We start from the raw sequence: 12,724 nt of genomic DNA, 5'->3' as shown, positions 1-12,724 counted from the left end.
CCGTTAACTAGGCATTTAGCAACTTGCCATCTTTATCCTTAGCAGCCATGGCATCCTTGGGAATACCGAAGAAGTAAGTCGCCACAAATCCACCGATATATGCAGCTAATAATCCAGCAACATAGCCCAACCAATGCCCATTGGCAATCAATGGAATTAAGGCGACGCCGGAAGGTCCAATGGCAATCGCGCCAATATGACCCAGGCCACCGACAACGGCTCCGCCAATCCCACCACCGATACAAGCAGTAATGAATGGGCGTCCTAATGGTAAGGTAACCCCATAAATCAACGGTTCGCCAATTCCTAAAATTCCGACTGGTAAGGCACCTTTAATAAGATTTGTTAATTCTTGATTATTACGGCAACGAATCCATAACGCTAACGCTGCCCCAACTTGACCGCCACCAGCCATGGCTAAGATTGGTAAAAGTGGTGTGCTACCCATACTGTTAATCATTTCAATATGGATTGGGGTTAAAATTTGGTGCAACCCAAACATCACCATCGGTAAGAAGAATAGCCCTAAAATGAAGCCGGAGAAGGCCCCACCAACGTTTAAGACCCATTCCACACCACCAACTAAGCCCGTTGAAATAACACCTGCAATTGGCATAACCAAGAAAATGGTAAACACCCCAACGACTAGTAACGACACCATTGGCGTAATAATAATGTCAATTGAATCTGGAATGACCTTGTGCAACCATTTTTCAATAATTGATAAGACCCATACAGCAAAGATGACACCGATAATCCCACCTTGACCAGCCGATAAAGCCTGACCATTGAAGATATTATGAATCGGTGCTTGTGGCATAATCCCAGTTAACATCGTAACGGCACCGATTACCCCACCTAATCCAGCAGTCGCGCCAAACACCGTCGCACTATTAATCCCAACATAAATAACTAAATAAGTGAATAAACCGCTGTTGATGACCTTTAAAACATTGATGAAATCAGTCCAACTCTTACCAATATCACCGGCCAACATCATGTTAGATAAAATAGCCGCAATCCCAGAGATCAAACCAGCACCAACAAAGACTGGAATTAATGGAATAAAAATACTTGAGATCGCACTTAATATCTTCCGCATCGGCGTTTGTTTAATCTTCGCTTTTTGAGCGGCATGCACTTTTTTCGCTTTCGCTTCAACCAGTTCTTTATCTGTCATCTGGCTTGTAGCCGGCGTGGTTTTCGTCGTAAAAGTTTCCGGTGCTGGGAAGGGATCACCTAACTTTACTCCAACGGCGTCTACCATCGCTTGTGCGACCTTATCAACCGTCCCGGGACCGACAATCACCTGTAGCGTATCTTCTTGAACAACTCCCATGACGCCTTTAATCGCCTTCAAGCCATCCATATCAACTAATGATTCATCCCGAATTGTCATTCGAACCCGTGTCATACAATGAATTAACTTGGCAATATTTTGAGGTCCACCGACATTATCATAGATTTCCTGCCCGATGCGTACATATTTATCTTCAGCCATCTGCCTAATCCTCCTTAATTAAATTGCTTTCCTAACGAAACCTTGACCAGCCCGTAATCGTTTAGCCGCCTCATCATGATCCAAATCCGTCAAGACCATCACGATTGCTAATTTTACATCTTGATCTGCTGCGGTAAACGCCGTCGTTGCTGTTGTACTTGAACAATCTGTGGCTTGCATGATGATGCGCTTAGCACGTTCAACCAATTTTTCATTGGTGGGTTTAACATCGACCATTAAGTTTTGATAAACCTTACCAATACCAATCATTGAAACCGTCGACAACATATTCAAGACTAATTTTTGGGCCGTTCCTGACTTCAAACGGGTTGACCCTGTCAAAATTTCAGGACCAGCATCCACTTCAATGGCGGTATCCGCATGCTCACTAATAAGCGCCCCAGAATTACAGGCCAAGCTCACTGTTGCGGCCCCCACCGTCTTGGCATAATCTAAACCACCAATCACATAAGGTGTCCGACCACTCGCGGCAATCCCTACAACCGTATCATTAGCGGTTAAATGCGCAGTGACAAGATCTTGTTTGCCAAATGCTTTAGAATCCTCTGCACCTTCGACTGCGACGGTCATGGCAGTCATACCACCAGCGATTAGGCCTTGGACCATCTCGGGTTCAGTCCCAAAGGTTGGTACACACTCCGCAGCATCTAATACGCCTAAACGCCCACTAGTACCAGCGCCAATATAAAATAAGCGACCACCAGCTTGAAAACTTTTAATAATATTTTTGACAGCGGTTTCAACTTGGGGTAAAACTTTTGTAATCGCTGCCGGTACCTTTTGATCTTCCTGATTCATTAAAGTTAAAACATCCGCAACCGGCATGGTATCGAGCGCCATCGTTTTTTGATTACGTGTTTCAGTAGTTAAGTGACTTAAATTCATTGGTTAGGTTCCTCCTTAATTATCTTCACGGCCTGATTACCACCAATTAATGGTAATAATGCCACGTCTGCAGCACTGATTTGACCCACAACATTCACTCGTTGATCTGGTGCTAACCCGCGTTTAACCAGTTGTAATTCGCCAACATAACGACCATAAGCTTCATTATCAATGGTAATGGCGCCAATCGGTCGACTAACTGGCGATACAGGCGTAATCGCAGTCAACCGTTGACGACCTTCAACGAGCCGCACCACATCACGCGCCACATCAATCCGATTATGCCAAAGCTGATCATACACCGCTGGGACAGTCGTTCGACCGGTTAATTGTAAAATATCATTTTTAAAATACTGTTCGAATTGGTGGCGAACTCGACAACTCAGTGCTGGGTCCCCAATATAGACACGATCGACATGATCATGCCGTAACAAATTTAAGGCTGCGGCTAATGGCTGACGAGTACGATCACATTCTAACGTCGGTAACCCCGCCTTAATAGGACCACGTCGCTCAGCATCACCGGCAACAAATGCCATAGTTGTAAAGCCTTGTGCTTGTAACCATTGATTCTTCGCCTTCAGCCAGGCCTCATCTAATCCCGTTTCAGGGCGTGGATAATAGTTGTGCCAAGCTTCCAAATGATCAAAATTGGCATCGGCCGCTTTTAACGCTAAAATATTGGCTGTCGTAATTGTACTTGCATTCAGCGCAATCGGGAGTTGCTGTGACAGGGCTGCAATAGTTGCCATTTCAACACCATCATCAATTCTTAAAGTAGTGACGCCTAATGCCAGCATGTCGTTGGGATTCTCAATAGCCAGTCCCATCCGTTGCATCCCCGCCGCCGACACATCAGCGGTCAACGTTAGACCTAACCGCTGGCAGGCCGCACCCAAAGCCTTGAGCCGTGCTAAATATTGCGTCGCATCCTCTTCAGGAATATGTAACGAGGTGAAGACACCGGTAAAGCCGGCTTGTTGCAAGCTGGCCATTTGATTAAACTGGTGCGTATCTAATGACTGATTCAAATAAACCGAAAAACCAAGCATGAGTCTCGCTCCTTTTGTTGAAATCGTTTTCATTTGCTTGTCATTAATATACCATCAATGTATTTAAATTACAATATTTTTTAATACATTCTTTTATTTTTGAAACTATTATTCACAAAATAGCTTTCAAAATAAAGTGCGACGAAAAACTTAACAGTCGTTTTTCGTCGCACTTTATTTAAGGTCCATTTTTTTAACTGGCAACTATCATTTAGTTAAATATTTAAGCTGATAGTAATCAGCTGTTCATGACTCGTTTATCCAACCAAGCGGCGATGTCGCAACCGATTAAAGCCCTGCTGGATTAGCACCAAGATAACAACCAACCACACCCCCAGCGTTACGTTCGTACCCAGTGTGGTAATTCGACTAGGGGTATATCGAACGGTCAAGACATTACGCCCTCGGTGCTGTTTAATGGAAATATCCCCAACCCAATTATGTGTCATCTGCTGATGTGTTAATGGTTTCCCATTTAAAGTTAACGTTGATCGCCGATAAGCCACGACGGGTACCGAGCGCGTTTTAGCCCGCTTGGCAGTCCATGTCAACTGAACACCAGCTCTCATAACTCGATAGCTAAACTTATGCTTTTGCGCTGAGAATTTCTTTAAATAAGCGCCGTAAACATTCGCATGAGTTTCAACTTTGTGCGTAATCGGAATATAGTCTGGCGTCGTCCGATCAGCTTCTCGGATTAGTTTGCTTAAATCATGGGTATGAAAAGCCGGTTGCAATTGCATAAAATGCGTTAATTTAGAATGCACATTATTGTCCGCAGTTTGTAAGCCACTGGCCAAAGACGTTGTTGGTTGTAGCGTCCGATGCACATTTTTAACAACTTTTTGGGTGCAAAGCAACAATGATAAGAGCCCTAGAAATAGACTTGCAAAGACCAGTCCCTTCTGAAATTTGACACTTTCAGTGCTACGAGCAGCATCATGATAGATGAGCGCCGCCGCAACAATTAGAAATGGCGTCCCAACTAGTGAGATACGACGAGGCATTTGTAAAAATGATTGCAAATATGGCATGTTTTTTTGAATTAAATCCCAAGGAATTAAACTCGTGCCCGCAATTGTATAGCACAAGGCCACAACGGCCAATAACTTGGTAAATCCATGTAATCGTGACCAGAACATAATTAACCCCATCACCATTGCATAGACGATCACCGTTATGACAATATCACTATTGGAATCAACGCCATTATAAATTGGCTGCAAAATCAAACTGGTATTGCTCATCATGTCCATCGCAACCGGTGGAATTAACGTATTACCACGATAGACCTCTAACAATGGTAATAACGCATTTAAACTAAGTAAAAGTACTAATAACACTGCCGCTACTAAATTTAATAGGGCTTTTAGTTTAAGGCTAGAATGCCACAAACCACGCACGAAAAACGGGAGTAAGAATGGGAGTAACAATGCGACCGTTAAAACTTGAAATTGGGCTAAAATGCCAATATAGATGCCAAGTTTAAGCATCGCAGGTAAGCGCCAGTCCCCCTTATAAAGATCCAACATTGGTCCGATAAAGATCGGCAGTAGCCCAAACGCAATTGACCGCCAAGTGACCCCAAAAATAAACCCATATACCGCATTGGAACTTAGAAAAATGAGTCCTAATGCCAACGATAGCCGTTGTGATAACTGAAAACGACGTGCAGCATGATAGGTCACATAGCCACTAATGAAGTAAACTAGAAAAACACTTACTAATTGAAAACGATACCAGGTACCCACTAACAATAACACGGCACCGGCAAGATAAGTGATCAGTGGACTATATAGACTATTAACAATTCGTCCAGCTTGTTGAAATGAATAAATATTAATAAAACTAATATTATGGTTCTTTAATTGCATGGCAGCTTCATAAATTCGACTATATTGAAAATAGCCATCAACACCTAATAAAGCCTGTTGATTGAAAATCAATGGACTCATCAATAAAAGCACGGCAAGGCCAATAATAATAATCGCCCTTTTATTCTTAGACATAAGTAACGTTTCCTCCCCAAATGATGCAGCTAAAAAAATATTTATCCGATGTCAATAGTAAAGCTAATCCCTCAAAAGTTATCAATAACTGATTAGCATTGGCATTTAACTGAAAACCACCGTTCTAATTATAGGCGCTTTTCATATTTTATACTACTCAATTTTAGCATATCCAAAGTAGCGTAATTAAGCCATTAATTTAGCGACTAGCCACCAACTATTGTTCACTAAATTAATTGTGATTATAGCAAACAACGCAGATGCTTATCAAGTTGATCCTTTGAACTCGAATGACCCGCGCCAAAGTTGGAACTACAAAAAAAGCTTAAGCTAATCACCCCAACCAGATTAGCTTAAGCCCTCATTAATTAACTTGACGTGGTCGCCACCATAAACTACTCAAAACAAGCACTAACACGGTGCCAACGACCCCGACGATTGTTTTAGTGCCAGTTAAACTAGTTGGCGCATGCGTCATGGCAACTGAATATTGCAAGCTATTTTGTCGTTGCCGCAAAATGCGCCCGGTTTGTTGACTATATTGAGTGCGCACTGAACCATATTGAACCGGTAACTTGCCACGATTAATAATGGTCACGGTTAAAGTTGCTGCTGCCGTGGTCGGATAACTTAATTTAGCAACCTGCTTCGGCTGACCAGTACGCTGCAGTCGCTGTGATCCAGCCTGTAACTTAACCGTCACTAACCCATGCGCGGATTTAGGCAGCAATCGCACTTGATTACTTGCCACCGACACCGGTAATTTAACACGTAACATTTGTCCTGGTTGCAGCGTTCGTCGATTTGGTGTGAAGTATGCGCCATTCCCTTGACGAGCAGCACTATAACCCGTTATTAATGTGCTACGGCTGGTCTGCCGAATACTCCACAAACTAAAGCCAGCACCTAAAATAGCCAAGCCACTATAAAGTTGCCGCCGGTGCAAGGTCAGTTGGCGAGCTGGACGACGGGTCCAACCAAGACAGCCTAGTAACATGACTACTGGCAATAAAGGCAAGGCATACCGAGGCTCAACTTCCCACAGCAATACGTGAAAACTCGTTAACCCTAATATTGTTAACGCTAAGAAACCGACCATTAACCGGTGCTGACCACGTGTGACTAAGATACTGATACTCCCCATTAGTAAAATTAAATACCAAGTCTGTGTTGCCATTACTAACCAGAATTGAACCGTACGTTGTCGTTGCCGATACCAATTAGGTTCCCGTAACCATTGGGTTGTGAGCTTAAAGCTGTCAAAATCCCCAGTTGCTAAAAACACCCGCAGTTTTCTAATCACATGGACTGCGATTCCAGTTGGGCGTAACGTTTTTAAGCGGGACTTAATCATCTGCTGCGTCATTTTTTGCTTGCCTGCCTGTGTCGGGATACGGCGAACACGCGTGAAGTCAGCATTATTATATTGACCATTAGTCTTCGGGTTCAAACTCATCGCAATCCAGCTAGTCACAGGTACCGCAGCATTCACATTTTTTTGATAACCCGCTTGTGTTGCTACCTTAGTGAGTCCCGCTGACATTAAACCTAAAACAACAACACTGCCAACTAGCCACTTGAGCACGAGTTGCCAGGGTAAATGCCGCTGTGCGCCAGCAACTAGTAAGGTGATTGCCGCCGCTAACCATAACACAATCATGTTACTTTTCATCACGACGCCTAACCCAATCAGCAGCCATGTCATACCGCCTGCTAGCCAACGCGACCAACCCGTTTTAGTACACCACCACCAACTGAGCGCTAAAACATCAATTATTAGCGGCATAACTAAGGCATCCGTATAAGCAAACAAGGCATAGGCATACACCGGCACGCTAACTAACCAAGTCAGTAACAGGCCGAACGCCCCTGGTCGCCAACGTTGCCACTGCCATAAGAGGCTTAATCCGGCAATCAATCCTGTATCTAACCAGATAAAACGTAACCCATTTAACAAGACCCATGGCGTTTTTAAGCCGGCCGCTAGCAGCCCTTTTAATAAGCCAGCTTCCAACAGCGTAAAATTAACATTGTTCGGATAGACTTTAAAATACACCGCCCAGTTAAGCTTACCTTGAGCTAGTGCTAAAGCTTGATTACGGACAAAAAAGGCATCGGCTCGCCCTGCATCGACAAAGTGCACCGCTACCCAGACTTGAACAACAACAATTAATCCGCCCAATCCCCACAACCAATAGCGATAAGTGCGCGCCGACCACTGGCTAATCCAAGCTTTTAACCCATTTAAAATCAAGATTAAGCCTAAAACGAGTAACACATTGACAACTGGCGACACCCAGTCTTGATCAGCAAAAAAACGAATTGGTAAGATGATTGCAAACCCAACGGCCCAACACAAAATCCCAGCAGCTAACCAATTCAAGCCAACCAGTAACCGCTTAGTCATTGTACTGCTGGTGCTTCGTAAATAAGGCGGGCTGCTGAGCCGCACTATAATCATCCGTTTCGATAATATAACGTGGACGGTGTTTAACTTCGGCAAAAATCTTACCGATGTATTCTCCAATAATACTGATGCCAATCAATTGAATCCCTCCTAGGAACCACAAACTCATCATTAACGAGGTCCAGCCATCAATCACATCTCCCGTAAAAAAGCGCACAGTCGCGTAGATTAACATCAATAGGCTAATCCCAATGACGAACAAACCGAGCGTCATAATTGCTTTAATTGGTGCTACCGAAAATGACGTAATCCCATCAATGGCAAATGCCATCATCTTTTTAAACGGATATTTTGATTCACCGGCCAGACGGGGTTTACGCTGATAGTACAGCTTACTTGTTTTCAGGCCGAGTTGTGGCACAATACCGCGTAAAAATAAATTCGTTTCATGATACCGCATTAAAGTTGCTACCGCTCGCTGGCTAAGCAAGCGAAAATCCGCATGATCTGGCACTAATTGAACGCCGATATGCCGCATCAACCGGTAGAACGTTTCTGCCGTCCAACGTTTAAAGTGTGAATCACTGGTTCGATCGTTGCGGACCCCTAAAACCACTTCATTGCCCGCCTTAAAACGGGCGACCATTTCGGGAATTAGCTTTGGATCATCTTGCAAATCCGCATCAATCGTCACCACCGCATCCGAAAACTTACCGGCGACTTTCATCCCCGCCATTAACGCATTCTGATGACCAAAGTTGCGACTAAATTTTAAACCACTAAAAACTTTGTTTTGCGCCTCAAACTGGCGAATTAATTGCCACGTTTTATCCGCACTACCATCATCAACAAAGAGCACTTGACTATCTTGGTTGATTTGTTGCGCTTGAATCAATTGGGTTACAATTTCCCCCAATACGGCAGACGACTTTGGTAAAACGGCTTCTTCATTATAGCATGGTACCACAATGGTTAACCGTGGCTGCTTCATCATGGAACTCCCCCTTAAATAGACAAATCTAACTCTAAAATTTTGACATACTAGCTAGTTAATACCCCAAATACTAACTAACTCAGACACTAGTCTGGTCCTATGCTTAATATTATACCGATATCGTTAACTTAATACGAAGTAAACTGAATTATAATTAACCGGCTAAATAATCGACTTAACTAAACAATCCAAATGGTTGCTTTCTAGCGCTGACTAAATTATGGTAATTGAAACGCTAATTTACGCACTGAACGACTTATGACTAGTCCGTTGTCCTCCCCAATCTATTTTTAACAACCTAAACTTATTGAGGTGGTTCAGATGCAAAAAAATGTACCACGTGTATGGACAGTCCCGCTAACTGCGGGGATACTTGCCCTAATAATTGTCAGTACCATCTTATGGCAACAACAAATTACACCATTTGGTGATCACAATTTATTGATTAGTGATATGGGCACCCAGTATCTCTCATTTTTCACGACCTATCGTCATGCCTTACTTAATCATAATTTCCAATTATATTCCTTTTCGCAATCTTTGGGTGGTAGCATGGTCCCTACGATTGCTTATTATTTAATGAGCCCATTTAATTTGATTATTTTGGCATTTCCAGCGGCGCAGTTACCGACTGGTATCACGATAATCATCATGGTCAAAATCAGCGCAATTGCGATCACGACCACCCATTTTTTACAAACACATTATCGAACCAATCGACGGTCCGCCGCCTTATTTGGGTTAGCCTTTAGCTTATGTGGTTTCGTGGCCTTGAATTATTTTGACCTGATGTGGCTAGATGCTCTGATTTGGTTGCCTTTAATTCTCAAAGGTCTCGATCAGTTGCTTGCCACCGGCCATGCCGCTCGTTTCTTTTGGTGGCTATGGGTCAGTATCGTCACGGACTTCTACTTGGGCTACATGACTTGTCTCTTTGTAGGCTTCTATCTCGTCTATCAATTAGCTTTAACTAAGACGACCAGCTTTTGGCAAACGGTCTATCAACGCCGATACCGGCTATTACAATTACTAATGACCGGGTTACTGAGCGTCGTCAGTGCGTTGTTTTTATTAATTCCAACTGCCCTGGGGATGCTTCAAACTGCGAAGACCACGCAAACTAGCACAAATTTTTTACCTTTACCGCAATTTGGGCTCGAAGTTTTTAGCCAGCTAGGGTTAGGCGCTAATAACTATGCCCAACGCCTAGCACATGCGCCAACTATTTTTTGCACGACTTTCGTCATCTTATTGGTGATGACTTATTTTGTTCATCCTAAAATTACGAAACGTCGGCGCCGAGCAGCTGGCTTTTTATTGCTGGCACTATTATTAAGTATGCTCATTCAACTATTTAATACCATTTGGCACCTGTTTCAGCAACCAGCTGGTTTTCCATTCCGGAATGCCTTCTTCTTCAGCTTTGTCTTAATTATGCTAGCTTATGAAGCTTGGTTAGCTGGGCCTCGTCAAATTCCGCACCGCTGGCAATGGCGACTCCCAAGTCTTTTAACCGCTGGCCTTATCATTGGCTGGTTAACTAATTATGGGCTTAAACAGCCGCTTGCTAGTTCAACTTTGGCGTTAAGTCTAGGCTATGTGTGGTTGACAACGGCCGCCATCTTTCTTGTCAAACGCCGCCAAGCGCTCTTAATCACTGGCATCGTGCTAACTGAGTTAGGCGGCAATCTATTATTAAGTATGCAAACAACTTCATTTGGTAGTCAGGCGATCTATCAGACCGCCTACACCACGGAAGCAAAACAGATGCAAAAAGTCAGTGATCCGGATGGACAACTTTATCGGGTTAATAATACAAATACGCTCATTAATCATGCCTATCGCGAGAAATATAATAATTATAATGACCCGTTACTATTTAACTTCCATGGGATCAATTACTATAGTTCGACTTTAAATGAACAATCTCGCCTAACTTTGCAGAATTTAGGTCTCTATAGTCGCAATGCTCGTCGGATTAATTCAGAAGGATTAACGCCCGTCAGTGCCATGCTGTTAGGCATTAAATACAATGTCTTCTTACGACATAATGGTCGCGCACAAACTGAACTCAACCCTAACTATCTAGGAATGGGCTTTGTCATTCCAGCGCAACTTACCCAAGTGACGTTGACGCCTAATCATGCGCTAGCTAATCAAGAACAGATTCTACAAAATATTCAGGCTAGCATTTCGCCATACTACATGGCAACTTCTTTCAAGCAAAATTCAGTAACTGCAAGTGGTCATCACTATCAACATCGACTGCAACTAAAAATCAATGCCAGTGGACCACTGTATTATAGCGATCCACATCAAGGGACGCGCTATTCAACCTTTAAAGTTAATGGCCAGCCAATCACACCCAGCGTCAATGCCGATTATCAAAGCTTGTTATGGCCATTAGGGACTTATCGCCGTGGTCAAACGGTCACCTTGCAATTTGAAACTAATAATCGGCATTTAACGACTAGCCAACAGCTTGCCAGTCTGGATAGGACCACTTTCAAAGCTGCTTATGACACGCTTAAATCCAGCGCCTTTATTCCAAAGTACCATGCGCATGGATTGACCACCACTGTCACTGGCCACGTTAATAACCGAAGCAACAAGCATTGGTTATACGTTGCGATTCCGTACGATACCGCTTGGCAAGCCACGGTTAATGACCAACCAGTTAATACGAAAAAAATCATCGGCGGCTTAACGGCTCTACCCGTTAAGGCGGGTCAAAATAAGATTCAGTTACAGTACCATGTCCCGGCATTAAAATTTAGTAGTGTGCTCTCACTGCTAGGTTTCCTGACCTTTGGTTTGTGGACAGGAGTTCAGCACTATCGGTCAAAACAACGACAACTCGACCAGCAACAATTTAAACACTACCGCGTGCATTAACGGTGACCACCTATTTCTAAGAAAAGCTTATTTAACACTTATCAAAATGCAGTAGTTGTATAAGTCGATTTTGGCTAAACTAAGGGTATTCAATGATGAAAGGACCTGACACAAATGCCAAAACAGCAACTATATCTGCAACAGTCACCGATAACTAAGCTAAAAGTGACGATACCGCTAGTGTGCTATACCACTGATTTAACAACAACTTGGCAATGGCAACTATTTTTCAAAAAAAACTAAATAATTGTGCAAAATGAAAGGCGTGAATCGTAGTGGGCTTACAAATTTCATTTTGCCAATTTCAAAAATCTGCTTCACCAGACCAATCAGTAGATCAACGATAACATGACTTAATAGCACGACCGTAACTTTTTTAGCAAAGTTACGGTCGTGCTATTTTGATTTGAATTCAGGTTATCGTTTCGGCTAGATAAAGCGACTTTGATTGACGCCACTAGCTAAATTCGCTACACTTTGCCTAACTTAAAACAAGGTGAGGTAAAATCCATGTCAACCCTATTAATGCCAAAATTAGCAGTCTTTGAACCCTTCACGACCGCCATCACCGATACAACTCATCGGAAACAAGTCATAACCGTCCTAAACTGGGTAAGCACAACCTTTCCCGAACTTGCCCCCCGTTACGCTTGGAAGCAACCCATGTTTACTCAGCATGACACGTTTATTGTTGGCTTCAGTGTTGCCAAGCCGCACTTTAACATTGCCCTAGAAAAGACCACGCTTGACCACTTTGCACCCCAAATTAGTGCTAGCGATGACCGTGTCACGACCATGCTTTGGCAAGTGGCGTATGGTCACCCGGTTAATTATTCGCTACTACAACAGGCCATTCAGTACAATCTTGACACTAAACAAACGATGACCACCTTTTGGCGTCCCAAAGGCAATTAGTTGTATAATACATTAAATTAGTTGTTAGTAGCAATATCCTTTTAT

General features: G+C 43.2%; 8 protein-coding genes and 1 pseudogene. 3 read left to right on the top strand and 6 right to left on the bottom strand.

The features are described from left to right. Positions 1–16 precede the first annotated feature (16 nt). From C5Z26_RS02285 to C5Z26_RS02260, 6 genes and pseudogenes are all read right to left on the bottom strand, one after another. Positions 17–1,501, bottom strand: a pseudogene (locus C5Z26_RS02285) (PTS transporter subunit EIIC); the annotation flags it as partial. Between the two features lie 18 nt (positions 1,502–1,519). Then, positions 1,520–2,407 (bottom strand): N-acetylmuramic acid 6-phosphate etherase, encoded by an 888-nt coding sequence (gene murQ, locus C5Z26_RS02280; protein ID WP_105448412.1) that lies wholly within the window; start codon positions 2,405–2,407, stop codon positions 1,520–1,522. Continuing rightward, on the bottom strand, positions 2,404–3,459 hold the full coding sequence (locus tag C5Z26_RS02275) for a MupG family TIM beta-alpha barrel fold protein (RefSeq protein ID WP_105448411.1): 1,056 nt from the start codon (positions 3,457–3,459) through the stop codon (positions 2,404–2,406). The genes murQ and C5Z26_RS02275 overlap by 4 nt, the downstream gene beginning before the upstream one ends. Positions 3,460–3,716: 257 nt before the next feature. Beyond that, the gene (locus C5Z26_RS02270) at positions 3,717–5,468 is read right to left on the bottom strand and encodes a hypothetical protein (RefSeq protein WP_105448410.1); all 1,752 of its coding nucleotides are present in this window, start codon (positions 5,466–5,468) and stop codon (positions 3,717–3,719) included. Between the two features lie 364 nt (positions 5,469–5,832). Beyond that, positions 5,833–7,875 (bottom strand): hypothetical protein, encoded by a 2,043-nt coding sequence (locus C5Z26_RS02265; protein ID WP_105448409.1) that lies wholly within the window; start codon positions 7,873–7,875, stop codon positions 5,833–5,835. After that, entirely contained in the window at positions 7,868–8,866 is a 999-nt protein-coding gene (locus C5Z26_RS02260; protein ID WP_105448408.1) for a glycosyltransferase family 2 protein, read from the bottom strand. The genes C5Z26_RS02265 and C5Z26_RS02260 overlap by 8 nt, the downstream gene beginning before the upstream one ends. A gap of 324 nt (positions 8,867–9,190) precedes the next feature. On the opposite strand from C5Z26_RS02260, the gene C5Z26_RS02255 reads away from it, so the two are divergent. From C5Z26_RS02255 to C5Z26_RS02250, 3 genes are all read left to right on the top strand, one after another. After that, positions 9,191–11,764 carry a YfhO family protein gene (locus tag C5Z26_RS02255; RefSeq protein WP_105448407.1) on the top strand — a complete coding sequence of 858 codons (2,574 nt, stop codon included), beginning with the start codon at positions 9,191–9,193 and terminating at the stop codon, positions 11,762–11,764. A 114-nt stretch (positions 11,765–11,878) separates the two neighbouring features. Next, entirely contained in the window at positions 11,879–12,007 is a 129-nt protein-coding gene (locus C5Z26_RS12700; protein ID WP_255414938.1) for a hypothetical protein, read from the top strand. A gap of 267 nt (positions 12,008–12,274) precedes the next feature. Then, a complete protein-coding gene (locus C5Z26_RS02250; RefSeq protein WP_105448406.1) occupies positions 12,275–12,679 on the top strand; it encodes an iron chaperone in 405 nt (134 codons plus the stop codon). Positions 12,680–12,724: the final 45 nt, after the last annotated feature.

The sequence above is a fragment of the Lactobacillus sp. CBA3606 genome, from assembly GCF_002970935.1.
Classification (GTDB): Bacteria; Bacillota; Bacilli; order Lactobacillales; family Lactobacillaceae; genus Lactiplantibacillus.
Note: the sequence above shows the minus strand (reverse complement) of the source record. Positions and strands in the feature narration are given on the sequence as shown.